Below are 25,624 nucleotides of genomic sequence, written 5' to 3' on the forward strand. Positions count from 1 at the left end.
TGGCACAGTATATGCTTCATATACGTTGACCCTAACGGGTCACCTAGCCAACTGACGTTGTTAGTGAATATAATATTCACATTCTGACAGCCAATAGACTTTATTTCTATTGGCTATTTTTTTATCCGTACTCTTATTTTAGCTGTTTATAATGAACTGTTGGCGAAGTTTTTCGATTTCATCACGTTTTTGCGCTGCCTGTTCAAATTCCAGATTCTGAGCATACTGATACATCTGTGATTCCAGCTTACTGATCTCTTTTTCAAGCTGCTGGGGTGTCAGAGATGCATATTCGGAATCTGGTTCAGCCACTTTGGATAGCGGAACCTGTGGCGCCTTACGTTTCTGCCTTGATTTGGTAATATCGCCAATTTCCAGAATATCTTTTACGTCTTTACGTAGCGCCTGAGGTTCAATCCCCATCTCCTGATTATAATGCTGCTGCTTTTCTCGACGGCGGTTCGTTTCGTCCATTGCCCGTTTCATCGAACCAGTTACCCGGTCAGCATATAAAATAGCTTTACCGCGAATATTCCGGGCTGCACGCCCAATCGTTTGAATCAGAGAACGTTCAGACCGTAAAAAGCCTTCTTTGTCCGCATCCAGAATCGCTACCAGAGAAACTTCCGGCATGTCCAGACCTTCTCTCAACAGATTAATTCCGACCAGAGCATCAAACTCTCCCAAACGGAGGTCCCGGATAATCTCCACACGCTCTACGGTGTCGATATCGGAATGCAGATAGCGTACTCTGACATGGTGTTCATGCAGATACTCCGTCAAATCTTCAGCCATCCGCTTCGTCAGTGTCGTCACCAATACCCGCTCATCCCGGGCACTCCGAACACGAATTTCTGACAGCAAATCATCAACCTGGGTTGCTACCGGACGTATTTCCAGTTCCGGATCCAATAATCCGGTCGGACGGACAACCTGCTCCGCAATCTCACCACCAGATTTATCCACTTCGTAAGGCCCCGGGGTCGCCGAGACAAAAATGGTCTGTGGCGCTAATGATTCAAACTCTTCAAATTTTAAAGGTCGGTTGTCCAGAGCTGATGGTAAACGGAAACCAAATTCAACCAATGTCTCTTTTCTGGAGCGATCACCTTTGTACATCGCTCCAATCTGGGGAACAGTCACATGCGACTCATCAATAACAAGAATGCCGTCATGTGGTAAATAATCGAATAGTGTCGGTGGCGGCTCACCTTCGTTGCGGCCACTCAGGTAACGGGAGTAATTTTCAATTCCGGAACAGAAACCCAGCTCATTCATCATCTCGACATCAAATTGTGTCCGTTGAGAAATTCGCTGCTCTTCCAGTAATTTATTCTGTTCAATAAAGTAGGCTTGCCGGGTTTTCAGCTCATCCTTAATCTGTTCGATTGCATCAAGAATCCGTTCTCTCGGGGTAACATAGTGGGTTTTCGGATAAACCGTATAACGAGGTAAACCTTTCTGAATTACTGCTCCGGTCAGAGGATCAAACAGACTGATCTGCTCAATTTCATCATCAAACATCTCAACCCGAACCGCTTCACTCTCCGATTCAGCCGGGAAGATATCAACCACTTCACCACGCACACGAAACTGGCCCCGCTCAAATCCAACTTCATTACGTGTATACTGTAATTCAGCTAACCGCCTGAGCATGGCACGCTGATCAATCACATCTCCCCGCCGCAGGTGAAGCATCATTTTCAGATAAGAGTCCGGATCACCCAAACCGTAGATAGCAGAAACCGAAGCAACAATGATGGCATCCTTCCGCTCCAGCAATGCTTTCGTTGCCGACAGCCGCATCTGCTCAATATGCGCATTCACGGAAGCATCTTTCTCAATAAATGTATCGGTCGTCGGAACATAAGCTTCCGGCTGGTAATAATCATAATATGAGACGAAATATTCCACGGCATTATTGGGGAAAAATGCTTTCATCTCACCAAACAACTGCGCTGCCAACGTTTTGTTTGGTGCCAGTACAATCGCCGGGCGCTGAGCCTGAGCAATTACATTGGCTAACGTAAATGTCTTTCCCGAACCGGTAACGCCGAGTAGTGTCTGATGTGCCAGACCTGCATCCAGTCCTTCCAACAGTTGCTGAATTGCTGCCGGCTGGTCTCCGGAAGGCTGATACGCAGAAACCAGTTCAAATGTCTTACTCATCTTTCCCTCTGCACCATCTCATTTATTCAGAACCCGTATCCTTTAACTACAATACGATATGGAAATAAATCTCTCCTATTGTCGCTGGCTTCACAACTCAGTGGCAAGAAGTTATTTTACAAAACAAATCACACTATCCTAAAATGATCTGGCTATCAGGAAAATGTTTTGATATATTGCCTACCCTCGCGCGGAAACCCACCTTTTTTCTATAAAAAATAATCCACTACTTTTCCCCAATTTGGATATATCTGTTAACATATTTCGTACTTAATTATCATTCCCAACCTTTCTATAAATGTTGTGAATAAATATAAAAATCATTTATTTTCATATAAATAACAACAGAAAATGATAATATTTCCAATACATATCCACCACCACTTCATGTACCCTTTAGTTTAACCAAGTTTCATTAACACACTTATCCACAAATTTGGTGGATAAGTAAATAAAGCCTTAGAGCCGCAAGGGATACAAGAAAGTAAAGTTTTTTTTATCCTGTTTTCTCAACTTTTTTTGCAGCAGAAATATTGACACATCCTGTCAGGATAAGTAACATCCGCCTCTCTTCGACTATTCCCCCTTAGTTCAGTCGGTAGAACGGCGGACTGTTAATCCGTATGTCGCAGGTTCGAGTCCCGCAGGGGGAGCCAAATTCAGAAAAAAGACGCCCTCAGGCGTCTTTTTTGTCTCCGGGCCCAGTGATTTCTAATCGACCACGAAAGATCAACAGCCCCTAGTCATCACTCGTCAGTCTGGCTGAGCTTTGCCACCACCTTGAGCACTTGCTTATTAAGATTGGATGCTTCCCAAGCAACCACGATTCGGCTAGTCAGTTTGATATCCTCGATTTTCGCAACAACAACCGAGTTATCCAGATGCTCAGCCAGTGAATACGGCACAATCGCAATACCCAGCCCAGCCTGTGCCATCGCAATCGTCGTACGCAGCTGCGGCGCGGCAAGATGTGGTTCAAGCCGTATACCGGCATCGGCGAAAAGTGTATGCATACCATCAAACAGAGCGGGACCGGTTTCACGTGGAAACAGTAAAATTTTTTGCTCCCGGAGCTGTTTCATCCGGATACAATCAAATTGCGCTAATGCATGATCAGCAGGAATCACCGCCACAAACGGGTCATCAAGCAGCAGTCTGCGTTCAAAAGACTCACTGGCGTAACAAGGCAACCGCATGATCGCAATATCTAACTGTTTGCTCGTCAACTGAGCAGCCAGTTCTGACATCGGCAGCTCAGCGGTCTTCAGGTTAATATTCTCATGCTGAAGACGGCCCATTTTCTCCAGTACCTGAATACAGGTTGAAGTTGAAGTGGCAAACCCAATCCTTACTTCCGTATGTTCACCACGGGCAATCTGTCTGATTTTCGCTTTTGCCCGTTCCACATCAGCGAGAATATTCACCGCATCGGCGTAAAACACTTCCCCAGCCAGAGTCAGTTCCACCCCTCTGGATAAACGTTTAAACAGGTCTACGCCCAATTCATACTCCAGCTTTTTAATCTGCTGACTCAGTGGTGGCTGGGCAATCCCAAGTTGTTCAGCTGCCCTTGTAAAATGACGCGTCTGAGCAACAGCAACAAAATACTTGAGGTAACGGAATTCCATATTTTTTCCATATCAAAATAAATCTTTTTTATATTGGATTTAGTACGGTAAAGAAGTCAATCTAAATATACAATTGATTGCACAATGGATTAACTCATGCGCGGATTCTATAACCCTCAATGTGACTGTTCGCTCGATATAGCAAAAGAATTTGCTGAATATCATCACGTGACCAATGATGGTGAAATTTTTCAGACTTCGTTAATGAGCGCCTTGATTGCCGGCGTTTATGAAGGCTCGACGACCGTAGAACAGTTACTGGAACACGGCGATTTTGGCTTGGGAACATTCAACCAACTCGATGGTGAACTTATCGCGTTTGATAAGCACGTTTTTCAGCTCAAGTCGGATGGCTCAGCCAATCCGGCAGATATGACGCAAAGAACGCCTTTTGCGGTGATGACTTTTTTTAAAGCAGATATTGAGCTACCACTGACATCACGGATGTCCCGTGAGACCGTTCATCAACTGATCGATAGCATGATTCCAAGCGACAATATGTTCTGTGCATTACGCATTGATGGGGTCTTCGACTTTGTCCGCACCCGCACGGTGCCCAAACAAAACCGTCCCTACCGACCCATGCTTGAGGTTGTCAAAGAACAACCCACATTCCGTTTCACACACAAGCAAGGTGTCATCGCCGGATTTCGCAGCCCCAGATATACCACAGGTATCAATGTTCCCGGCTATCACGAACATTTCATTACCGATGACCGTCAAGGAGGCGGCCACATTCAGGATTACTGTATTTCATCCGGATTCCTCCAGATTGGCAAAGTGTCGCGGCTGGTGATCGATACACCGGCTTCTGCGGATTTTCTTAGTGCGAATCTGGCTCCGGAAGATATTCGTACCGCCATCGATAAGGCGGAAAAATAACAATGTCAGGCAAAATAACAAGGACAACACCATGCAATCCAAACCTTCAACCAAAAACGGGGCTCAGTTGATTGCTCAGCAACTGGAGTCACTCGGTATCCAATATATTTTCGGTATTCCCGGAGCCAAAATAGATCGATTATTTGATGCAATTGAAGACACTAGTATTCAGATGGTTCCGGTCCGTCATGAAGCCAACGGAGCCTTTATGGCCGGTGTCGTCGGTCGGTTAACCGGCAAAGCCGGTGTCACTATGGTTACTTCCGGTCCCGGCTGCGGCAACTTAGTATCCGGTGTCGCCACCGCCAATTCAGAAGGAGATCCACTGATTGCCATCGGCGGCGCCGTTAAACGAGCTGACCAACAAAAGCAAACTCACCAAAGTATGGATACGGTCAGCATTTTTCGTTCGATCACGAAGTTCAGTGCCGAAGTTCAGCATGTAGACGCTGCCAGTGAAATCATCGCCAACGCATTTCGCATCGCCGAGTCAGGCCGTCCGGGCGCTTGTTTCCTCAGTTTGCCTCAGGATGTTTTGTCCGAACAGACTCAGAGTGACATCATTGTTCCCTCGGCGTGCATTCACCCCGGTTGTGCTGACATGACTGCGATTGAAGAAGCCGTTCACCGAATCAGTGCCGCTCAGCGCTGTGTGGTTTTGCTCGGTCTGCACGCCAGCCGTAGCGAAAACGCAGCTTCTATCGCTCGGTTTCTGCAAAAAACACATTTACCGGTTGTCGGTACCTATCAGGCAGCGGGAACCGTTGATATCAACTACTATCACAACTTTGCCGGTCGTGTCGGTTTATTCAACAATCAGCCCGGTGACGTACTGTTACGCGATGCGGATCTGATCCTCACCATCGGTTTCAGTCCCATTGAATATGATCCCGAGTTATGGAACAGCCAACGCTGTCCGGTCATTCACCTTGACATTGAACCGGCCGAGTATCAGCTCAACTATCAACCGTGCGTGGAGATTGTCGGCGACATTGCCCAGTCATTGGATCAGATGAATCATCGCATCTCTGGCTATTCCCGCCTCTCTCCGATGGCGATGTCCGTTTTGGAAGAAGTGGCTCAGCAACGCCAGATCATCAGAACTTATCCAAATGTATACAACCAACAGGGCTTCCATCCACTGACACTAATCAAAGCGATGCAATCGATCATTGCGCCAGACACCACCCTCTGTCTCGACATGGGCAGTTTCCACATCTGGATTGCCCGATACTTGAGCTGTTTCCGCGCTCGTCAGATGCTCGTATCCAACGGACAACAAACTATGGGGGTCGCTCTGCCGTGGGCGATTGGCGCCAGCCTGCTCAAACCCGGCAGTAAAGTGGTTTCCGTTTCCGGAGACGGCGGCTTCATGCAATCGAGTATGGAGCTGGAAACCGCAGTCAGGCTGAAATGCAACATCCTCCACATTGTGTGGGTCGACAACGCCTACAATATGGTTGAAATGCAGGAAATGAAAAAATATCAGCGCTTCTCTGGTGTGAAATTCGGCCCGATCGATTTCAAAGCATATGCCGAATCATTCGGTGCCAAAGGATTCGCAGTGACCAGTCAATATGAACTGGCTGATACCCTGAAAAAAGCTATGGACTTTGAAGGCCCGTCGGTCGTAGCCATCCCTGTCGATTACAGCGACAACTACAAACTGATGTTGCCGCGCACAGCAAAGAATCAGGATCCCATTTTTATTCGCCAGCATGAAGGAGAACTCGTATGAGAGGCTTACACAACAAAGTTGCCTTGGTAACAGGTGCCGCCAATGGTATTGGACTCGCTATCGCAAAGCGCCTCTACGCAGAAGGAGTAAACATTGCCTTAGCGGACTGGAATGAAGAACAGCTTGCTAAAGCAATTGAAGATTTCGATAAGCAACGCGTCTCAGCTCACACCATTGATGTGTCCAACCCAGACAAAGTGGAAGCGTTGATTGCCAGCGTCGTCGCCCGTTTCGGGAAACTGGACATTCTGGTAAACAATGCCGGCGTGCATATTCCGGGAACCGTCCTTGAAGGCAGTGTCGATGACTGGAAGAAGATTTCTTCGGTCAATATTGATGGTGTGGTTTATTGCGCTAAGTTTGCCTTACCTGAATTGCTGAAAACCAAAGGCTGCATCGTTAATACCGCCTCCGTTTCCGGTCTGGGTGGTGACTGGGGTGCTGCATTCTACTGTGCCAGCAAAGGTGCAGTCGTGAATCTGACCCGCGCGATGGCACTGGATCACGGTGCTGAGGGTGTGCGCATCAATGCCGTTTGCCCTAGTCTGGTAAAAACCAACATGACCAACGGGTGGGCACAGGACATTCGCGATAAATTCAATGAACGAATTGCGTTGGGCCGTGCCGCTGAGCCAGAAGAAATTGCAGCGGTGGTTACTTTTCTGGCGAGTGATGACGCCTCTTTCATTAACGGTGTAAACCTACCGGTAGACGGTGGTGCCACCGCATCTGATGGGCAGCCTAAAATCGTGTAAGCCTAAAACCGACAGTTCAGTGAGAGCAGTCCCGAGAGCAATCTTGCCCCTCAGAACTGAACTGTCGCCTCTCAGGCTTATCCTGCAATAGATAACAACACATCATGACTCTGCACCCAGCTTTCTTGCCCGATGCGACCGAACGTGATCAGCATATCCTCGTTTGTTTTCCGGGCCTTTGTACTGTTTTCTTCCCCATCTTCCCTTGTAAGCACCGGTTCCTGAAAAACCACACTGAATATACGACACAATGACAAAAATACCGGGCATCAGAAAAACCATAGACTTCCTTGGTTGTTATTCCGCATATAAAACTGGATAATAAAAAGATTATTAGAATCACAAGCGGCAAATTATGACCGAATACCTTTTGTTGCTGATCGGCACTGTGCTGGTAAACAACTTCGTACTGGTTAAGTTTCTGGGCTTATGTCCCTTTATGGGCGTGTCAAAAAAGCTGGAGACAGCGATAGGCATGGGGTTGGCAACAACTTTTGTGCTAACACTGGCTTCTGTCTGTTCCTATCTGGTCGAAAGCTATATTCTCAAGCCATTTGATATCGGCTACCTGCGTACTATGAGTTTCATTCTGGTCATTGCGGTTGTAGTTCAGTTCACAGAAATGGTTGTGCATAAAACCAGCCCGACCCTCTATCGTCTGTTGGGTATCTTTTTACCGTTAATTACTACGAACTGTGCTGTGTTAGGCGTCGCTTTATTAAATATCAACGAAAACCATAATTTCATCGAATCGGTCATCTATGGGTTCGGTGCTGCTGTTGGCTTTTCACTGGTATTAATTCTGTTTGCCTCGATGCGGGAAAGAATCAACGTTGCTGATGTCCCGACACCGTTTAAAGGTGCGTCAATCGCAATGATTACCGCGGGACTAATGTCGCTTGCATTCATGGGCTTTACTGGACTGGTTAAACTGTAATGAACGCAATTCTTATTGCCATTATCGCACTCGCGGTACTTGCCGCTGTTTTTGGTGCGATTCTAGGCTATGCCTCTATTCGTTTTAAAGTTGAAGGCGATCCAATCGTTGATCAAATTGATTCGATTCTTCCTCAGACCCAATGTGGTCAATGTGGTTATCCGGGATGTCGTCCCTATGCTGAAGCCATTGCCAATGGTGATAACATTAATAAATGTCCTCCCGGAGGTCAGGCAACGATCGAAAAACTCGCCGATCTGATGGGTGTTGATGTTCCCGAATCTGCTCATGACCTCAGTGATGACACCAAAATGGTCGCCTTTATTCATGAAGATATGTGTATCGGCTGCACGAAATGTATTCAGGCGTGTCCGGTAGATGCCATTGTTGGCGGCACAAAAGCACTGCATACAGTGATAAAAGATGAATGTACCGGATGTGATCTCTGTGTCTCTCCCTGCCCGACAGATTGTATTGAAATGATCCCGGTCCGACCGACAACCGAAACCTGGAAATGGCAAATGAATGCGATTCCTGTCGTCAATGTGACTGAAACAGCCTCTTCCTTACCCAATCATAATAACCATTAAGGACTGATATGCTGTCATTAATCGAACAAATCAAATCAGGCCGGTTATGGGATTTCCCTGGTGGTATCCATCCACCGGAGAACAAACGTCAGTCTAATCAGACACTACCTGAATCAGCGACAATACCGGATGAAGTGGTACTTCCACTCAAGCAACATATTGGTAAACCCGGAGATCTGCTGGTTTCTGCCGGTGAACACGTTTTAAAAGGGCAGCCGCTGACGAAATCGATGTCCGCATTTAACCTGCCAATTCATGCGCCGACTTCCGGAGTTGTTACTGCGATCGAACCCCGGACTTCCGCTCACCCTTCCGGTCTGCCGGAACTGGCGGTAATTATTCAACCCGACGGGCAGGATAAATGGTGTGAACATACGGCCTATCCTGATTATCAATCGCATTCCCCAGAAAATCTTATCGAGATTATTCGTCAGGCCGGTATTTCAGGAATGGGCGGCGCAGGTTTCCCAACTGCAAAAAAAATCCTCTCCGGACTGGCCCGAACAGAGATCCTTATTATCAATGCTGCCGAATGTGAACCTTATATCACAGCAGATGATGTCCTGATGCAACATTACGCCAGAGAAATTATTCAGGGTCTCGATATACTCGAACATATCTTATCTCCGAAGCTAATTATTATTGGTATAGAAGATAATAAACCGGAGGCTATCGCCGCACTGGAATCCGCTGCAACCGACAAGAACATCGTCATCCGGGTTATCCCGACAAAATACCCTTCCGGCGGAGAAAAACAGTTAATCAAGATACTCACCAATCTTGAAGTTCCGGCAGATAAACTCCCGGCAGATATCGGGCTCATGGTACAGAATATTGGTTCAGTTCACGCAATTCAAAGAGCTATCATTCACGGAGAGCCATTAATCCAGAGGCTGGTGACACTAACCGGGGCAACATTTGAACAACCCCGTAATGTCTGGACACTGATTGGGACGCCAGTCCGTCATCTGTTGGAAAAATATCGCTACCGGGCGGATAAAAAACTCCCCCGTCTGATCATGGGTGGCCCAATGATGGGCTTTACACTTCCTCATGCGAATGTTCCCGTAACCAAAACAACCAACTGTATTCTGGCTCCGACCCGGAAAGAGATATCCCCTGCACAACATGAACTGGCATGTATCCGCTGCGGTCAGTGTGCAGAAGCTTGTCCGGCATCTCTGCTTCCTCAGCAACTTCAGTGGCATGCAAAAGCCGAAGAGTATGATAAATGCGAAGCACTGAACCTGAAAGATTGTATTGAATGCGGCGCCTGTGCTTATGTGTGCCCGAGTGAGATTCCACTGGTTCAGTACTATCGTCAGGCAAAAGCAGAAATCAGAACCCGGAAGCAGGAAGCTGAAGCAGCCGAACGGGCCAAAGTTCGCTTCGAAGAGAAGAAAGCCCGTATGGAACGGGACAAGCAGGAAAGAGAAAACCGCTTCAAACAGGCAGCCGACAGCCGCCGTCAGGCGATGGTCAAAGAAAGTGGTGGTCAGGATGCCATTGCTGCTGCAATTGAGCGGGTAAAATCTAAAAGTGCTCAGGCACAGCCAGATGCCAAACCGGCTGTTGCCGCAGCGATTGCCCGGGCCAAAGCGAAACAGGAAGCTGCCCGACAAGCCGGTTCCGGCGAACCTGATAATGCTGAGATGATCAAACTCAGAGAAGAACGCAAACAACAAGCCAGAGCACGCAAGGCAGAAAAAACGGTCGAACCGGTTCAGCCTTCCCCTGAACAGAAAACTGAACATAAAGAGAATGGCGCTCAAAAAGCTGCCGTCGCCGCTGCAATTGCCCGAGCCAAAGCCAGAAAAGCACAGCAACAGCCTGAGCCGGACAACGCTGAATCCTCTGACGCAGCAAGTACCGAAACCGAGGTGACCGCGCCAGAAGATCCCAAAAAAGCTGCCGTCGCCGCTGCAATTGCCCGAGCCAAAGCCAGAAAAGCACAGCAGCAGCCTGAGCCGGACAACGCTGAATCCTCTGACGCAGCAAGTACCGAAACTGAGGTGACCGCGCCAGAAGATCCCAAGAAAGCCGCCGTCGCAGCTGCGATTGCCCGCGCCAAAGCCAGAAAAGCACTGCAGCAGCCTGAGCCGGACAACGCTGAATCCTCTGACACAGCAAGCACCGAAACCGAGGTGACCGCGCCAGAAGATCCCAAGAAAGCCGCCGTCGCCGCTGCAATTGCCCGCGCTAAAGCCAGAAAAGCACAGCAACAATCATCAGCTTCTGATACGGAGGAAGAAGAGTAGTGGCATTTTTTATTGCAAGTTCTCCACACGCTCATCAAAAACGCAGTACTTCAAGTTTAATGAAGTGGGTTGCAGTTGCCGCCTGCCCCGGACTGATCGCACAAACCTACTTTTTCGGCTGGGGTACATTTATTCAGTTAATTTTCGGCATTCTTGTTGCGGTCGGGTTTGAAAGCCTGATCATGAAACTGCGCAAACGTTCTCCGGTTTCTGCATTGCGAGATTATAGTGCGTTGGTTACCGCCTGGTTACTGGCGGTCGCCATTCCACCATTCTCCCCTTGGTGGGTTATTGTCATCGGCTTAATTTTTGCGATTGTTATTGCCAAACAGCTTTATGGCGGTCTTGGACAAAACCCTTTTAACCCGGCAATGATCGGCTACGTGGTTCTGCTCATTTCCTTTCCGGTTCAGATGACCAGTTGGCTTCCACCGCAATCACTGGCTGCAGAAAGTACCTCTTTTACTGATGCACTTTCCGTTATTTTCAGTGGATTCAACAGCCATGGGCTGTCTCTGCAACAACTCAGAGTCAGTGTTGATGGTGTCACCATGGCAACGCCACTGGATGCAATCAAGAATGCTTTCAGGACTGGTCATTCGATATCTGAAGCACTATCGCAAAAACAATTCGATTCTCTCGCTGGTATAGGCTGGGAATGGGTGAATCTGGCATATCTGCTGGGTGGTTTATTACTGATTCGGGTTCGTGTCATTCAATGGCATATTCCGATCGCTTATCTGACCGGGCTAATTGTAACCAGTGTCATCTGTCAGCTATTGGGAGCCGAGACCACAGCGTCTCCGCTGATTCATCTGTTTTCCGGTGCTACAATGCTCGGAGCATTCTTCATCGCAACGGATCCGGTGACTGCATCAACCACGGTCAAAGGCCGCCTGATATACGGTGCTTTCATCGGTATAATGATCTTTATTATCCGCAGTTGGGGCGGCTACCCCGATGGTATTGCCTTTGCCGTTATTCTGGCCAATATGTGCGTTCCGTTAATCGACTATTATACGAAACCAAGAACCTACGGACACTGAGGAGCATTATGTTAACTGCAATTCGAAAAAACGGACTGATCCTCGCTGTTTTTGCCTGTGCATCAACAGGCGTCGTTGCGACAACTCATTATTTGACTCAAAACAGAATTGAACAACAGGAACAAAAACAGCTCCTCTCTATTCTGGATCAGGTCATCCCGCCACAAGCACACGACAACGTACTTTCTGATGCCTGTACAATCGTTAATATTCCCTATTTAACCGGACAACCGACACTCCATGCTTACGTTGCCAGTCAAAATAACACACCGACAGGTCTGGCGATTGAAACCATTGCTCCCGATGGTTACAACGGTGCAATCAAACTGATTGTCGGTATTGATAATGAAGGCGTTATCACCGGAACCCGGGTACTTTCTCATCAGGAAACTCCGGGACTTGGAGACAGAATTGATCTGCGTATCACCGACTGGATACTGGCATTTACCGGTAAGAAAGTTACCGCTGAGAACGAATCGCAGTGGAAAGTCCGTAAAGATGGGGGACAATTCGACCAGTTCACCGGTGCAACAATTACACCAAGAGCCGTTGTCAAAGCAGTGAAGAGGATCACTCAGTTTGTTGACCAGAACCGGGAACAGCTTTATCGTCAACCTTATAACTGCAACGGAGACCAATCATGAGTTTATCTCGGGATCTGATGAAAAATGGTATGTGGGACAATAACCCGGCACTGGTTCAGCTACTCGGTTTATGCCCTCTTCTGGCGGTTTCTTCAACCATCACGAATGCGCTGGGACTTGGTATTGCCACTCTGGCCGTTCTGGTGAGTTCAAATGTAACCGTGTCACTGGTTAGAAACTATGTGCCAAAAGAGGTCAGGATTCCGGTTTTTGTCATGATCATCGCGGCCCTTGTCACTTGTGTACAACTGCTCATGAATGCATTTGCATTTGGTTTGTACCTCTCTTTAGGTATTTTTATCCCGCTGATCGTCACCAACTGTATCATTATCGGCCGGGCTGAAGCATTTGCGTCTAAAAATGATGTTCTGCCTTCTGCTCTGGACGGCTTCTGGATGGGCATGGGAATGACCAGCGTTCTGGTCGTCTTAGGTGCGATTCGGGAATTACTCGGTAACGGTACTCTGTTTGATGGTGCCGACCTTTTACTGGGAGAATGGGCCAGAGTCCTTCGCATTGATGTCCTGCATCTTGACAGCAGTTTTCTGCTGGCACTGCTTCCTCCGGGTGCATTTATCTGCGTCGGTTTTTTAATTGCGTTGAAAAGCAGTATCGACAGATATATTGCTTCCCGCCAACCGCAACAGGAAAAACCAAAGATTGAAAGAGCCCGGGTTACTAAAGTCACTCAATAATAAAAACAATACTCAAATTATAAAAACTTCAACTGGAAACAACGACGCAATGAATAAGCAAAAACGGACCGAAATTCTGGAACGACTACGGGAAAATAATCCCAAACCTCAGACTGAACTCAACTGGAATTCTCCTTTCGAACTACTTATTTCTGTCCTGCTCTCGGCCCAGGCAACCGATGTCAGTGTCAATAAAGCGACCGACAAACTCTACCCGGTTGCCAATACACCTCAGGCAATTCTGGCACTGGGGGTTGACGGGCTGAAGGAATATATCAAAACAATTGGATTATTTAATTCTAAAGCTGAAAATGTCATTAAAACCTGTCGAATCCTGCTGGATAAATATCAGGGCGAAGTTCCTGAAGACAGAGAAGCTCTGGAATCATTGCCCGGCGTCGGACGTAAAACAGCAAATGTGGTGCTCAATACTGCTTTTGGCTGGCCGACAATTGCGGTTGATACCCATATCTTCCGGGTGTCCAACCGCACCAGATTTGCACCGGGAAAGAATGTTGATGAAGTCGAGCAAAAGCTGCTGAAAGTGGTTCCTAAGGAATTCAAAATTGACGTTCACCACTGGCTGATTCTGCACGGCCGCTATACCTGTGTCGCCAGAAAGCCAAGATGTGGTAGCTGCATTATTGAAGATCTGTGTGAGTTTAAGGAAAAAGTGGAATAGCCACACTTCTATACTGAACAAACATCAGAATAAAATTCAGTCAAAACAGGGACAACATCATGATTTGACGTCCTTGTTTTCTTATTAAGTAAATCAATCATTACCTCCGGCCCACTGTGTATTTTACTCTTTCATAAATAGTTCTGAAATGAGAAATACCTCCTCTGCGATGTAATAGACAACATTATTCACTTGTTTTAATATGCTTTGCTCGTACGTTCAGCCCGGTTGAACAAAACCGAATGTCTTCGTTGTCATCCCCGGCCAACCTCTGGATGCAGTTTCAGAGTAAATCATCTGATGCAGGTAAAGCAGCGATTTGAGGTATTTCATACAGTCATAAGATTCAGGGATGCTATTGCGTCCAAAGGATGGTGTCTCATTAATTCCAGTAACCCTGTATTAGAAAACAAAGTCACCCGTCAAATCAATTCGATGGCATTCTCCACGGCAATCGGAATGTTATCTGTTATTGGTTTTAATCTGGCGGATACTCTGTTTATTGCCCAACTGGGTGTCGAAGAATTAGCAGCTATCTCATTTACCCCTGCGATCATTTTCAGTTTAAGCAGCCTGACCATTGGTTTAGGAATCGGACTGTCCGTTGTCATCTCGAAAGTAACCGGAGAGAACATGGAAAACGAGCGGAAAAAAGTCTGCAGTTATTCCATCCTATTATCATTAATTTTTTCCTGTCTGTTTGCCTTTCTTGGTGCAATGACTATCGAACCGGTATTTTCTTTACTCGGAGCATCCGGTGCTGTGCTGCAACATACCAAAAGTTACATGCTGATTTGGTATCTGAGCATGCCTTTGCTTGTATTACCGATTGTTGGTAATAGCGCTGTCAGAGGTATCGGTAATGCTCAATTTCCAGCAATGTTAATGCTGTTTTCCAGCTTATTGAATCTGGCCCTTGATCCCATATTGATTTTTGGTCTGGGAAGCGTATTCGAAGGAATGGGAATTGCCGGTGCAGCATGGGCTTCCGTAATTGCCCGACTAATTTCAACACTCATTGCTGTTTATTACTTATATTACCGAATGAACCTGCTCACGTTCTCAATTCCCCCGCTACAACAAATCTGGTCAGTATGGCGGCGGGTATTGAAAATAGCACTACCGGTCGGGACAACCAGAGTTCTCACTCCGCTTTCGATGGGCGTCGTCACCATGATAATTGCTCAACATGGCAATGCTGCTGTTGCAGCCTTTGGTGTCGGCAGCAGAATTGAATCGGTTTCGATGATATTTATTACCGGCTTATCTGTGATCATCGGACCGTTCATCGGTCAGAACCTCAGTCATCGTTTATTTGTTCGGGTACAAACTGCAATCAACTACAGCATCAGATTCAGTGTTATCTGGGGTGTGCTCAATGCACTGTTTTTCGTCTTGTTCGCCAGTCTGCTTAGTGCCTTGTTCAGCGACGATCCTCAGGTCATCGCCTATAGTGCATTCTATCTCTATGTCGTACCAATCAGCCTCATCGGTCTGGCCTGTCAAATTATCGCATCTTCGTGCTGTAATCCATTAGGCGAACCATACACCGCTCTTAAACTCGGTGTGATCAGGATGTGGGTATTCTGTATCCCAATTGTGCTGGCTGCCGATTATTTAAACGGCTTTCATGGTATTATCATAGGATTGCTCATCGCCAATATCTTATCCGGAGTAGTCGCTGTTGTGATGCTCAAGCGAGCCGAAAACAAAGTACTGAGTAGAGAAGCACAAGATAATGGGAAAACAGTTTCCATCAATTGAGCAGTTACTGAACATCGCCCGCCCCGACCGTGTTGCTCTTTGCCCGGCGGGTCGAATGGTGAGTTACAGTCAACTGGTTGCTAATCCAGAAAGCGATCAGTTCGAGCGGGTGGGTTTTGTCTTCGACTCGTCTCATAATATTCATCACCGGATCATTGAAACAGGAAATATCAGACAGTTTCTCTGGCTCTCGACACAACAATTGCTAGTATTGTGGGATCAAGGCCGGTTTGATGATCGCTACCATTTATACAGCCTGAACACTGACAATCTGTCCGATGCAATATCCCTCAGACAGATCAGCCCACTTGAAATCCGCCACTTTACCGCTTTTCAAAGCGGTGTCATTTTCAGTACCCGGGATGATCAGCAGTTACACTATATTGATTTAACAACTTCAACACATCTAACCTGTGAATATTCAGATTACGGCGACCAGGTGATCAGCCTGATTTCCAATAAACTTTCTCCTGATATCTGTGCTGTAACGCTGTCAGGTAAAGAAGCTGGGATTAATCATATTTACCAGCTAACAATATCCAGTTCAGGCAAACTGCAATGGCTGCCGGTTGAAACTCCTGAAGCTTATGATTTATGTGCCAAAGCGTTCAGCGACTGTAATCAATGGCTGTTCGTCCAAGGCAAAGCACAAAACAAACGCTATGCTCAACAATTGGTGTGGCAAATCAGTCAATCCGGTTATCAGTGTCTGACCAAAAATCTGGACAGAGATGCAGAGATTATCGGATACGGCAATCAGGGACTGTTGATACGCTATGTTGATCAACTGAGCGCCCGTTTAGCTTTTGTTACATCCGACAATCTGACCAATATCCAGATGGAACAGAGCAGTCGGATTGATGCGGATATCAGCGGTATGGTCATTGCTTTTATCGGCCAGTCACATACGACTTTTCCTGAAATATACCGGCTGAATATGCAAGATGGTATGCTGATCAATATCAGCCAGAATACTCTGGCGTTGTCTGATTTCGACTTCGGTCAGACAGAACAGTTTAACTGGCTTTCCAGTGATGGCTTGCCTTTACAGGGAGTATTACGCTTCACCGGTGATAAAACCCGTTTAGCTCATGCACCGCTAGCCGTGGTGATCCACGGTGGCCCTAAGGATTTTTCCGAACATCAGCTTTTCAGTCAATGTCACTGGTATGCGCCTTATCTGGCACTGCTGGCCCGGGGATATGTCATTCTGGAGCCTAATTACCGGGGCTCACTGGGCAGAGGTCAGGAGTTTACCCAAGCCAATATTGGCGCCATTGGTGTGATGGACCGTCAGGACATTTGTTCCGCTGTTGAGACGCTGGCACAGCACTTATCCATCGACCGGAATAACACGGTGTGTATTGGCTGGAGTCAGGGAGGTTTCATTGCTGCATACAGTGGTTTTCACAGTCAGATTTTCAGCAAAATCATTGCCGGGGCAGCTATCAGTGACTGGTATACTTATGCCCGGTCTACCGATATCCCTGACTTTGTTGATGATTACCTGCCCCACAGCAAACCACTGACACAGGAGCAACTTGCAGCCAGCTCAGTCACTGCTCTTTCGCCACAGAATAAACCGGCAACACTGATTTTTCATGGTCAGGACGATTTCAGAGTACCACCAATATGTGGCCGGGAGCTTCTGAATTACTGCAAGACAAATCAGGTGAAACATCAGGGATACTTTATCGAAGGGATGAAGCATCGCATTGAACGACCTTCCCAGATGAAACTTGTATTGGAAAAAACTTTACAGTGGTTGCTGGAACCATGAGACATGAAACTTTTCTGCAAGTTCTTATAAGAATAAATTCTTTTTAATACTTAAATCACATTGATGTGGAGATAAAACTTTGATGAAACGGCCATAAAACAAGGTTAATTGTTTGTTAATAATACATCGATTAATAAAATATATTAAATTCATCCTGACAACTCACAATTTTAGAATCCAGCAGAATTCCTCCCGAATAATAGTTAAAATTATCAATAAATTTAGCTATTTACGTGCATTTTTAAATATCCTATATTTCAGTTTTATTAATTTACTTGGGTGAAAATAACCCAGTCTAATAGAAACAAAAAATTAACACCCAACACACTGATTAAAACAAACATAATTGATACTAATCTAGGAAGGTGTATGAATGGCTTATGAAAAACCTGAAAGATTCCCCTGTCCTTTCTGTGAGTGCATCTCCGGCCGAATCCCCAGTGCAATCGTTTTTGAAAATGAGCATGCAGTCTCGTTTATGGCAGTAAACAGGCGTAGTAAAGGTGCAGTATTAGTCAGCCCTAAACGTCATGTAGAACAACTGTCTCATTTAAAACCCGAAGAAGCCGTCGGCGTTATGGAAGTTTTACAAAAAACAGCCAAATCAGTGTGTTTAGCCTATGAGCCAAGTGCATTTCATACTTTCTGCAATGCTGGAATACGAGCCGGACAATCCGTCTGCCATATGCACTTTCAAATCCAGACACGATTCGACGATACCGAATATTCTTTTGCACCCAGTATAGAAATCCCCTGGATTCCTGTTGATGAGCTCCGTAAAAATGCTCAACGGATTCAGTCCGTGACATCAGATATCAATCACTTTCAACCCAAGTTTGAACTGAAGGATCAGAAGATGGAAGAGTTTACTCAGCCACTGGATGATTTGCGTGCACAAGGCGTTGTGATCGAGGAAACACCTTGCTTTTATGCGGTAATTCCAGAATACGCCAGAGCTGAGGGCGCGTTGGTGGTATTGCCCAAACGACCGGTAGAAAACTACCTCGCGCTATCAGAGCCGGAAAGAAGCGAGTTGATTCAGTTGGTCAGTCGTCTGGCAGATACGCTGGAGAAAGCTTACGACCCGATAGGATTGAGTGTCTGGAGTGAAACCGGAGTCAAAGCAGACCAACACTTTGATCATCTGGTCGTTGAAATGACTCCATACGCACAGGGAACTGATTATAAATATCAGGATCGCTCCCAGCTGAACAAAGTGGCACTGAGCGAAAGACAATCCTGGACACAACACATTATTAAGCATCTGGAGCCGGGACAATGCATGGAAATTGGTTAGATAAAGATAGATTTTTACACTTGTTAGGTAACCCGTGGTATAAGCTGCTGGCTGAACTACAAAGTTTTGTGTCGGTAGAAACTTATCGTTACTGGGACTCACAATCACTCAAAACGATGCATTTGCCTGTCACAACCAACGCCGTTTCCAGCCCTATGGGGTTAGGAAGCGACTCCCTGCCGGTTAAAATTGATCTGTTTGGTATAGAGACTTATCTGGCTGACTCAATGCAGTTTATGCTTGAGTATGGTTGCCGCTTTTTTGATGAAGGCAGCTACTATGTCATGCCTTCATTCAGAGGAGAAAACGCCAGCAAACGTCACCTGTGCCAGTTTTACCACAGTGAAATAGAAGTCCCTGTCGATCTGAAAGCAACCATGGCATTAGCTGAAGGTTATATCAAACATCTGGCTAAAGGTATTTTAGACAAATTCTCAGCACGAATTGCCGAATATTCCGGTGATATCAGTCATCTGGAGCAATTAGTCAATCACAAAGGTCATTTACCCCGTGTCACCTTCGATGAAGCCGCTGAAATCTTAAATCACGACCCTGCTTACATTGAAGTCAACGAGGGCGGCTGGCGTACAATTACTCACGCCGGTGAAAGAAAAATAATCGAGCATTTCAAGGGATTTGCCTGGGTGACTCACTATGATCATCTGTCGGTTCCTTTCTATCAGGCTTATGCTGATCAGGACAGAAAAACTGCCGCCTGCGCCGATTTACTCTTTGGTTTAGGGGAAATTATCGGTTTAGGTGAGCGTCATGAAACCGCGGACCAGACCTTAGACGCACTGGAACTGCATCAGGTTCCTGCTGAAGACTACCGTTGGTATGTTGAGATGAAAAGAAAAACACCGATGAAGACTTCAGGGTTTGGTATGGGGGTTGAGCGCTTTCTGATGTGGGTATTGAGCCATGACGATATTCGGGACATGCAGATTCTGGCCCGTTTTAACGACGCCAAAACTGAGCCATAGGCATCATTGCATTCAGTGATACGAATAGAGTTGAGAGGAAATGAATATGAATTTGGTTTTTGCAGGAGTCGATGGTGAAATGACAGGCTCTCGCGTCGAGGAACATGAACTGATTCAGATCGGTGTCGCTCTGTCTGAATCCGAGGTTTTTTGCTCCCGCATTGCCTGGGATTCTTTTGATTATAATCCTGAAGCACTTGAAGTGATCGGTGTTACTCCGGAGAGTATTAAAGAAGGGCCAAGTGCAGCAGAAGTGGATGAACAACTGGTTCAATGGCTCAAAGATAAAGGTATAACAGAACGCTCCATCGTCCCTGTCGGCTGGGAAGTTGCCGCCTTTGATAAACCTTTTATCAGAAAGACACTGCCTAAATTTTATCAGTATCTGCATTTTCATTCAGTTGAACTCAACAGTGTCATATACACTTTCGGTGATATCATGCCTTATCAAGGTGTCCGGCCCAATAGCGCAACATGGAAAAAAATGGCAAAGTTCGCAGCAACATTCAATATCAAATGTGAAGAAGCCCGCTGGCCTAAAAAACATGATGCAGGGGAAGACGCGGTGATGGGCTTAATGTCCTGGCGCTGGCTGAGAAATATACTGGCCGCAGGGAATCCCGGTCATCTTGATGTTGAAGAAAAAGCTGTCGAGCTATACGGACGGATTGAAAGTGTTGATGCAACACGGGGAAAAACTGCGTGATATGACTGAAAACCAACAGAAAATAATCCATCGGTTATCGCCGTATCCTGCATTGCAGGCAACTTTTCAGCATTGCTTGCTATTTCGCCATGGTACAACTGACTTAAGTTTTGCGGTGAAAGGCAGTTTAGTCAGCGGTGAAGTCGATGGCCTTTCAGATATTGACTTATACATCAATGTCGCCGATTTCACCCAACTATCGGCTGTTCAGTCGGCTTTTGTACAACATATCCGGGAATACGGAGAATTATTAACCTGGTTCAGAGCCGAGCATATCAACATGCCAGACCTGCTGGTATTTTACCTTAAGGTCGACGGAGAGCTGGTTAAGGTTGATGCCGAAATCATCTGCCTGCAACAACAAAATCAGGTATTACCGGAGAAATTCCTGAGCTTACAGGAAAACGGCGATATTTTTGATGAACAACCCAAAGAGCGGCAACAACCTGTTGATTTTGCATTGATTTACAGGAAATTCTGCGCCTGGCAATGGTTTATCTATTGCAAAATAGCCCGGGGAGAACTATTTCAGGCGGCCCGTTCAATCGATTTCAGCCGCGAACATGCATTACTGATATTGATCAGGATTCATATGGATCTACCGCCAATGGACGGTCACCGACGCATTGAACAGCTATTACCCGACGACATACTGCAACAGTTATCACTCACTTACCCGCATCATCTGAACAAACAGAGTATGTTTGATTGTCTGACGCAACTATCCGAAATATTTGCACATTACTGGGCTCAATTGATGGTGGTGAAGCCTGTCACTCATGACAATCAGTTGCTGGAGCGTATCAACCAGCAGATCCACGAACACTATTCGAAGAGTGGCAACAGTTGAGGTTTACCCGATCCTCATCAAACATACCATCAATGGACCGGGCAAGCTGTCTCACGACTCAGTAAAAAGAGCCAGGACGTTGACCTTCCGTGGTTGAATACTCTTATTCCTGAATTATCCCTTACAACGCTGCAACTGTAGCTCTGGCGCCATGTTCAACCAGAGACTGATAAGCTGTACTGACCGCCTCAATCACCCGGAGATTCTGACCGATATCCGGCGGAAAGATGGCTTCAACCGACAGTAAGGCAGGTACGACTGAAACATTCAGACCATGAGCATCACAGATTTCTCTCAGAGAGCCGGCCAGCGGATCACGCACATCAATCTCCTGTCCCTGCTCATCAATTCCGGCGACATAACGCATCCAGCCGGCAATACCAGCAGCCAACCAACGGAAGTCACTGCCCTGTTTCAGATGAAACCGCAGACTGCCACCAATCCGGAATGGTATTTTCTGACTGCCATCCATCGCTATTTGCCAGGTTTTGTGCTTCAGTGCCGGATTTGCAAAACGTTTAATCAATAATTCGGCATAAGCCTCCAGATTCGTTCCTTCCGGCATGTTCAGCGACGTAGCCTGAGCCTGCATCATCATATCGAAAGCCGCTTTTCTGTACCCTGAGTCCCGCATGGTTTCCGAAATATAATCATATCCTCCCAGATAACCCAGATACGCCAGAAATGAATGGCTGCCATTAAGCATTCGCAGCTTCATCTCCTCATAAGGCGTTACATCCTCGACAAACTGTGCTCCGGCAATTCCCCATTCGGGCCGTCCTGCTACAAAATGATCTTCAATCACCCACTGACGGAATGGTTCACAGGAAATTCCGCATCGATCCTGAACGCCCAAACGAGAGGCAATGTCACGGAATGTCTCTTCCGTTGTTGCCGGAACAATGCGATCCACCATGGTCGAAGGAAAAGTCACGTGGGTTTCAATCCAGTCCGCCAACGCTTCATCCTGGCTGCGAGCCAGATCAATAACGACCCGTTTGACAACCTGACCATTTCCCTGAACATTGTCACAAGACATCACAGAAAACGGTGCAAGACCCCGTTTCCGACGCAGCTTCAGCGCCTGTACGATATAACCCAGTGCAGACTTCGGTTCTGACGGATTTCCGATATCCGCAGCAATCAGCGGATGCTGGCGATCCAGATGACCGGTGGCCGGATCGACACAGTAACCTTTTTCAGTCACAGTCATCGAGATAATCGCAACCTGAGGTTCGGCCATCTTTTCAATAATTGTTTCAATACCATCCAATGCCGGATGCATTGCCTCGGTCACAATACCGACCACGCGGACATCCGTGGCCTCTGAGCCTTTTTCAACCACACTGTAAAGGCAATCCTGCGCCTTCAGTGCTTCAATCATCGCCTGCCCACTGAACAGACTGACTTCACAAATTCCCCAATCACTCGCTGACGTTCTGACGACATCGTCGGTAAAAACCCCCTGATGAGCTTTATGAAATGCCCCGAACCCTAAATGGACGATCCGGGTCTTTAACCGGGAGCGATTATAATTCGGACAGATAACCGACTCATTTAATGGTGTGTTACTGATATTTTTCATTACATTCAATCCTTATAAAGCTGCCTCAAGCAAAAACCGATCTCCGTCGGTATAAAATCGTCTGTTAACCTTCAGCCGGCGTTTCTCTCCCAGCGTATAGGCCGCGCCCATCAGGCCAACCCGGATAAACAGAAAACGGGCAATTTCATCGGTAAAAGTACTCGGTGCGTTCAGGACGTATCGTGATATCACCTTTTCTGAATTATTTTGTGAAATTTTTCTCAATGATTCTGTTCATAGCAGAGATAGCGCCGGACAGAATTTAAACACAGTCTGGAAAAGCCCCTTGTGATAAAAATCACATTAAAATTGGTTCTACCAACTCTAGGGGTAAAAGGATGACATTGGTCAACCAATTAGAAATTAAAGATTGAAAATTACCGGATATTGGTTCAATTTTCATCATCAACGATTAAAGTAAGAGAACTGCAACAATATTGGTTAACCAATTGATTGACCCGTAAGGCGCCAATGGTAGTATGTCTGACAACATACCAAAGCAAGACAAACCTATGAATATTGCGATTACAACGCCCAAAAGACTTTATCAGGAAATCGGTCTTACCCTGCAGAAACGGATTCTATCCGGAGAGTTTAACATCGGAGATCGTTTGCCTCCGGAAAGAGATATTGCTGAGGAAATGCAGGTCAGCCGTTCAGTCGTCAGGGAAGCGATTATCATGCTGGAACTACAGGGACTGGTCGAAGTTCGGAAAGGTTCCGGCGTTTACGTCATTGCTCTGCCACATCAGGACATACAAAACCGTCAGATAATAGCATCGCGCACTCATCCGGATATCGGGCCGTTTGAACTCTTGCAGGCCCGGCAGGTTATTGAAAGCCAGATAGCCAGTTTTGCGGCGACAAATCTCACCAAGAGTGATTTCTCTAAACTTCGCGAAGCGCTGGATACTGAGCGCCAACAGTTGGAAACCGGCTACGGAGATTACGATGGTGACGAACAGTTTCACCTGACAATCGCCCATGCATCTCAGAATAGTGTGTTAAGTGACATCGTCCGGGATCTTTGGCGACGCCGGGATGAAAGCCCGATGTGGCGTCAGCTTCATGCCCGGATCACCAATGAAAACTACCGGAGTGCCTGGCTGGAAGACCACGAGAAAATACTGTTTGCGCTACAGAGACGCTCTCCGGAAGCCGCCAGAGAAGCGATGTGGCAACATCTTGAACACGTAAAACAGACCTTATTCGAATTATCTGATGCGGATGATCCCCGGTTTGACGGTTTTCTGTTCCGTTAAATCAGTCCGCTCATTGTTCACTGATAAGCTCCGGGGTAAATAAACAACGCTTATCAGCTTCATCATCATAGGTAAGTACATATGGAACAAACTTGGCGTTGGTATGGTCCCGAAGACCCAGTGTCACTCAGTGACATCAAACAAGCCGGTGCAACAGGCATCGTCAATGCACTGCACCATATTCCCAATGGCGAAATCTGGAGCAAAGCAGAGATTTTAAAACGTAAAGCGATTATCGAGGAACAGGGTTTCACCTGGTCGGTCGTTGAAAGTGTCCCGGTTCATGAAGAAATCAAAACCCGTACCGGTAACTACCGGCAGTGGATCGATAACTATAGACAATCTCTGATCAATCTGGCCGAGTGTGGCATCAGAACCGTCTGCTACAACTTCATGCCCGTACTGGACTGGACTCGTACTGATCTGGAATACGAGCTTCCCGACGGTTCAAAAGCTCTGCGTTTTGATCAGACCGAATTTGCAGCATTCGAGCTTTATATTCTCCGCCGCCCCGGCGCCGAAGCAGATTATACACAGCAAGAACAGGAACGTGCCCGTCAGCTTTACGAGTCGATGACACAAGCACATATCGACAGACTGATCGCCAATATTATTGCCGGACTGCCAGGTTCGGAAGAAAGCTATACTTTGCAGGAATTTCAGGCCCGGCTGGATACATACCAGTCCATTACACCGGAGAAACTGCGTGAGCATCTGGTTCTGTTCTTACAGGAACTGATCCCGGTCTGTGAAACCTATGGACTAAAACTGGCCATTCATCCCGACGATCCACCCCGTCCTATTCTGGGACTCCCGCGGATTGTTTCTACCATTGAAGATATCGCAGCACTGACAACTGCGGTTCCCAGCAAGATGAACGGAATTACCATGTGTACCGGCTCCTACGGCGTGCGAGCCGATAATGATTTGGTACGCATGATCGAAAATTATGGGGATCGCATCTATTTTACTCACCTGCGTTCCACCATGAGAGAAGATAATCCGATGAGCTTTCATGAAGCTGCCCATCTTGATGGCGATGTCGACATGTATCAGGTGATTCACGCACTGTTAAAAGAAGAGAAACGCCGGGCCGATAACGGCGAAGCAAATCTCATTCCGATGCGGCCCGATCACGGACACCAAATGATCGATGATCTGAAAAAGCATACCAATCCCGGTTACTCCTGTATCGGTCGTCTGAAAGGACTGGCTGAAATTCGCGGTATGGAAATGGCCCTGAAACGAGCTTTCTACTCGTAGTTGCCCTTCCACAGACTTGCAGTTTATAAATACATGCAAATGATAGGCACATTTGCGCTTATCTTTCATGTTCTTTAAACTGGTACAAAACAAATTGCCCTGTTCGGCAA

The 25,624-nt window shown here is 46.7% G+C and carries 22 protein-coding genes and 1 tRNA gene; 19 read left to right on the plus strand and 4 right to left on the minus strand.

Features of this window, described 5'->3' with window-relative positions:
- Positions 1 to 138: 138 nt before the first annotated feature.
- Positions 139 to 2,169 carry an excinuclease ABC subunit UvrB gene (gene uvrB / locus OCU74_RS10815; RefSeq protein ID WP_087479737.1) on the minus strand — a complete coding sequence of 677 codons (2,031 nt, stop codon included), beginning with the start codon at positions 2,167 to 2,169 and terminating at the stop codon, positions 139 to 141.
- A gap of 580 nt (positions 2,170 to 2,749) precedes the next feature.
- Between uvrB and OCU74_RS10820 the strand changes: the two genes are divergently transcribed.
- Positions 2,750 to 2,825: transfer RNA gene (locus OCU74_RS10820), tRNA-Asn, on the plus strand.
- A 90-nt stretch (positions 2,826 to 2,915) separates the two neighbouring features.
- On the opposite strand, the gene OCU74_RS10825 is transcribed toward OCU74_RS10820, so the two are convergent.
- On the minus strand, positions 2,916 to 3,797 hold the full coding sequence (locus OCU74_RS10825; protein ID WP_087479738.1) for a LysR family transcriptional regulator: 882 nt from the start codon (positions 3,795 to 3,797) through the stop codon (positions 2,916 to 2,918).
- A 96-nt stretch (positions 3,798 to 3,893) separates the two neighbouring features.
- On the opposite strand from OCU74_RS10825, the gene budA reads away from it, so the two are divergent.
- From budA to OCU74_RS10905, 16 genes are all read left to right on the plus strand, one after another.
- A complete protein-coding gene (gene budA / locus OCU74_RS10830) occupies positions 3,894 to 4,679 on the plus strand; it encodes an acetolactate decarboxylase (RefSeq protein ID WP_087479739.1) in 786 nt (261 codons plus the stop codon).
- Between the two features lie 31 nt (positions 4,680 to 4,710).
- On the plus strand, positions 4,711 to 6,417 hold the full coding sequence (alsS, locus tag OCU74_RS10835; RefSeq protein WP_087479740.1) for an acetolactate synthase AlsS: 1,707 nt from the start codon (positions 4,711 to 4,713) through the stop codon (positions 6,415 to 6,417).
- The gene (locus tag OCU74_RS10840; RefSeq protein ID WP_087479741.1) at positions 6,414 to 7,172 is read left to right on the plus strand and encodes an SDR family NAD(P)-dependent oxidoreductase; all 759 of its coding nucleotides are present in this window, start codon (positions 6,414 to 6,416) and stop codon (positions 7,170 to 7,172) included. The genes alsS and OCU74_RS10840 overlap by 4 nt, the downstream gene beginning before the upstream one ends.
- A 355-nt stretch (positions 7,173 to 7,527) precedes the next feature.
- Positions 7,528 to 8,109, plus strand: coding sequence for an electron transport complex subunit RsxA (rsxA, locus tag OCU74_RS10845; protein WP_087479743.1), 582 nt, complete (start codon positions 7,528 to 7,530; stop codon positions 8,107 to 8,109).
- Entirely contained in the window at positions 8,109 to 8,699 is a 591-nt protein-coding gene (gene rsxB, locus OCU74_RS10850) for an electron transport complex subunit RsxB (protein WP_087479744.1), read from the plus strand. The genes rsxA and rsxB overlap by 1 nt, the downstream gene beginning before the upstream one ends.
- A gap of 8 nt (positions 8,700 to 8,707) precedes the next feature.
- Positions 8,708 to 10,957 carry an electron transport complex subunit RsxC gene (gene rsxC / locus OCU74_RS10855; RefSeq protein WP_261856142.1) on the plus strand — a complete coding sequence of 750 codons (2,250 nt, stop codon included), beginning with the start codon at positions 8,708 to 8,710 and terminating at the stop codon, positions 10,955 to 10,957.
- Positions 10,957 to 12,003 (plus strand): electron transport complex subunit RsxD, encoded by a 1,047-nt coding sequence (gene rsxD / locus OCU74_RS10860; protein WP_087479746.1) that lies wholly within the window; start codon positions 10,957 to 10,959, stop codon positions 12,001 to 12,003. The genes rsxC and rsxD overlap by 1 nt, the downstream gene beginning before the upstream one ends.
- Before the next feature lie 8 nt (positions 12,004 to 12,011).
- Complete coding sequence (rsxG, locus tag OCU74_RS10865; RefSeq protein WP_087479747.1) at positions 12,012 to 12,647, plus strand: electron transport complex subunit RsxG; 636 nt, start codon at positions 12,012 to 12,014, stop codon at positions 12,645 to 12,647.
- Positions 12,644 to 13,342 carry an electron transport complex subunit E gene (locus OCU74_RS10870; RefSeq protein WP_087479748.1) on the plus strand — a complete coding sequence of 233 codons (699 nt, stop codon included), beginning with the start codon at positions 12,644 to 12,646 and terminating at the stop codon, positions 13,340 to 13,342. Before rsxG ends, OCU74_RS10870 begins: the two co-directional genes overlap by 4 nt.
- Positions 13,343 to 13,391: 49 nt before the next feature.
- Positions 13,392 to 14,024: an endonuclease III gene (gene nth, locus OCU74_RS10875; RefSeq protein ID WP_087479749.1), complete on the plus strand. Its 633-nt coding sequence runs from the start codon at positions 13,392 to 13,394 to the stop codon at positions 14,022 to 14,024.
- A gap of 459 nt (positions 14,025 to 14,483) precedes the next feature.
- The gene (locus OCU74_RS10880; protein WP_159457387.1) at positions 14,484 to 15,788 is read left to right on the plus strand and encodes an MATE family efflux transporter; all 1,305 of its coding nucleotides are present in this window, start codon (positions 14,484 to 14,486) and stop codon (positions 15,786 to 15,788) included.
- Positions 15,763 to 17,568, plus strand: coding sequence for an alpha/beta hydrolase family protein (locus tag OCU74_RS10885; protein WP_087479751.1), 1,806 nt, complete (start codon positions 15,763 to 15,765; stop codon positions 17,566 to 17,568). The genes OCU74_RS10880 and OCU74_RS10885 overlap by 26 nt, the downstream gene beginning before the upstream one ends.
- A 373-nt stretch (positions 17,569 to 17,941) precedes the next feature.
- Positions 17,942 to 18,865, plus strand: coding sequence for an HIT family protein (locus OCU74_RS10890; protein ID WP_087479752.1), 924 nt, complete (start codon positions 17,942 to 17,944; stop codon positions 18,863 to 18,865).
- A complete protein-coding gene (locus OCU74_RS10895; protein ID WP_087479753.1) occupies positions 18,847 to 19,848 on the plus strand; it encodes an asparagine synthetase A in 1,002 nt (333 codons plus the stop codon). The genes OCU74_RS10890 and OCU74_RS10895 overlap by 19 nt, the downstream gene beginning before the upstream one ends.
- Positions 19,849 to 19,894: 46 nt before the next feature.
- Positions 19,895 to 20,554: a 3'-5' exonuclease family protein gene (locus OCU74_RS10900; RefSeq protein ID WP_087479754.1), complete on the plus strand. Its 660-nt coding sequence runs from the start codon at positions 19,895 to 19,897 to the stop codon at positions 20,552 to 20,554.
- Entirely contained in the window at positions 20,481 to 21,404 is a 924-nt protein-coding gene (locus OCU74_RS10905; protein ID WP_143693115.1) for a hypothetical protein, read from the plus strand. Before OCU74_RS10900 ends, OCU74_RS10905 begins: the two co-directional genes overlap by 74 nt.
- Positions 21,405 to 21,525: 121 nt before the next feature.
- On the opposite strand, the gene OCU74_RS10910 is transcribed toward OCU74_RS10905, so the two are convergent.
- Together OCU74_RS10910 and OCU74_RS10915 are read right to left on the minus strand one after the other, a co-directional pair.
- Positions 21,526 to 22,989, minus strand: coding sequence for a mannitol dehydrogenase family protein (locus OCU74_RS10910; protein ID WP_087479756.1), 1,464 nt, complete (start codon positions 22,987 to 22,989; stop codon positions 21,526 to 21,528).
- Positions 22,990 to 23,001: 12 nt separating this feature from the next.
- A complete protein-coding gene (locus OCU74_RS10915; RefSeq protein WP_390623628.1) occupies positions 23,002 to 23,181 on the minus strand; it encodes a TRAP transporter small permease subunit in 180 nt (59 codons plus the stop codon).
- Between the two features lie 320 nt (positions 23,182 to 23,501).
- On the opposite strand from OCU74_RS10915, the gene OCU74_RS10920 reads away from it, so the two are divergent.
- Complete coding sequence (locus OCU74_RS10920; RefSeq protein WP_087479757.1) at positions 23,502 to 24,251, plus strand: FCD domain-containing protein; 750 nt, start codon at positions 23,502 to 23,504, stop codon at positions 24,249 to 24,251.
- 81 nt (positions 24,252 to 24,332) lie between these two features.
- Entirely contained in the window at positions 24,333 to 25,514 is a 1,182-nt protein-coding gene (uxuA, locus tag OCU74_RS10925; RefSeq protein ID WP_087479758.1) for a mannonate dehydratase, read from the plus strand.
- The last annotated feature ends 110 nt before the right edge of the window (positions 25,515 to 25,624 follow it).

This window comes from Vibrio mangrovi (genome assembly GCF_024346955.1).
GTDB classification, from domain to species: Bacteria; Pseudomonadota; Gammaproteobacteria; order Enterobacterales; family Vibrionaceae; genus Vibrio; species Vibrio mangrovi.

Bases quoted from the DNA above. Each gene is read 5' to 3' on its own strand.
- uvrB (WP_087479737.1), bottom strand. From the start codon at position 2,169: ATGAGTAAGACATTTGAACTGGTTTCTGCGTATCAGCCTTCCGGAGAC.
- OCU74_RS10825 (WP_087479738.1), bottom strand. From the start codon at position 3,797: ATGGAATTCCGTTACCTCAAGTATTTTGTTGCTGTTGCTCAGACGCGT.
- budA (WP_087479739.1), top strand. From the start codon at position 3,894: ATGCGCGGATTCTATAACCCTCAATGTGACTGTTCGCTCGATATAGCA.
- alsS (WP_087479740.1), top strand. From the start codon at position 4,711: ATGCAATCCAAACCTTCAACCAAAAACGGGGCTCAGTTGATTGCTCAG.
- OCU74_RS10840 (WP_087479741.1), top strand. From the start codon at position 6,414: ATGAGAGGCTTACACAACAAAGTTGCCTTGGTAACAGGTGCCGCCAAT.
- rsxA (WP_087479743.1), top strand. From the start codon at position 7,528: ATGACCGAATACCTTTTGTTGCTGATCGGCACTGTGCTGGTAAACAAC.
- rsxB (WP_087479744.1), top strand. From the start codon at position 8,109: ATGAACGCAATTCTTATTGCCATTATCGCACTCGCGGTACTTGCCGCT.
- rsxC (WP_261856142.1), top strand. From the start codon at position 8,708: ATGCTGTCATTAATCGAACAAATCAAATCAGGCCGGTTATGGGATTTC.
- rsxG (WP_087479747.1), top strand. From the start codon at position 12,012: ATGTTAACTGCAATTCGAAAAAACGGACTGATCCTCGCTGTTTTTGCC.
- OCU74_RS10870 (WP_087479748.1), top strand. From the start codon at position 12,644: ATGAGTTTATCTCGGGATCTGATGAAAAATGGTATGTGGGACAATAAC.
- nth (WP_087479749.1), top strand. From the start codon at position 13,392: ATGAATAAGCAAAAACGGACCGAAATTCTGGAACGACTACGGGAAAAT.
- OCU74_RS10880 (WP_159457387.1), top strand. From the start codon at position 14,484: ATGTTATCTGTTATTGGTTTTAATCTGGCGGATACTCTGTTTATTGCC.
- OCU74_RS10885 (WP_087479751.1), top strand. From the start codon at position 15,763: ATGGGAAAACAGTTTCCATCAATTGAGCAGTTACTGAACATCGCCCGC.
- OCU74_RS10890 (WP_087479752.1), top strand. From the start codon at position 17,942: ATGGCTTATGAAAAACCTGAAAGATTCCCCTGTCCTTTCTGTGAGTGC.
- OCU74_RS10895 (WP_087479753.1), top strand. From the start codon at position 18,847: ATGCATGGAAATTGGTTAGATAAAGATAGATTTTTACACTTGTTAGGT.
- OCU74_RS10900 (WP_087479754.1), top strand. From the start codon at position 19,895: ATGAATTTGGTTTTTGCAGGAGTCGATGGTGAAATGACAGGCTCTCGC.
- OCU74_RS10905 (WP_143693115.1), top strand. From the start codon at position 20,481: ATGTTGAAGAAAAAGCTGTCGAGCTATACGGACGGATTGAAAGTGTTG.
- OCU74_RS10910 (WP_087479756.1), bottom strand. From the start codon at position 22,989: ATGAAAAATATCAGTAACACACCATTAAATGAGTCGGTTATCTGTCCG.
- OCU74_RS10920 (WP_087479757.1), top strand. From the start codon at position 23,502: ATGAATATTGCGATTACAACGCCCAAAAGACTTTATCAGGAAATCGGT.
- uxuA (WP_087479758.1), top strand. From the start codon at position 24,333: ATGGAACAAACTTGGCGTTGGTATGGTCCCGAAGACCCAGTGTCACTC.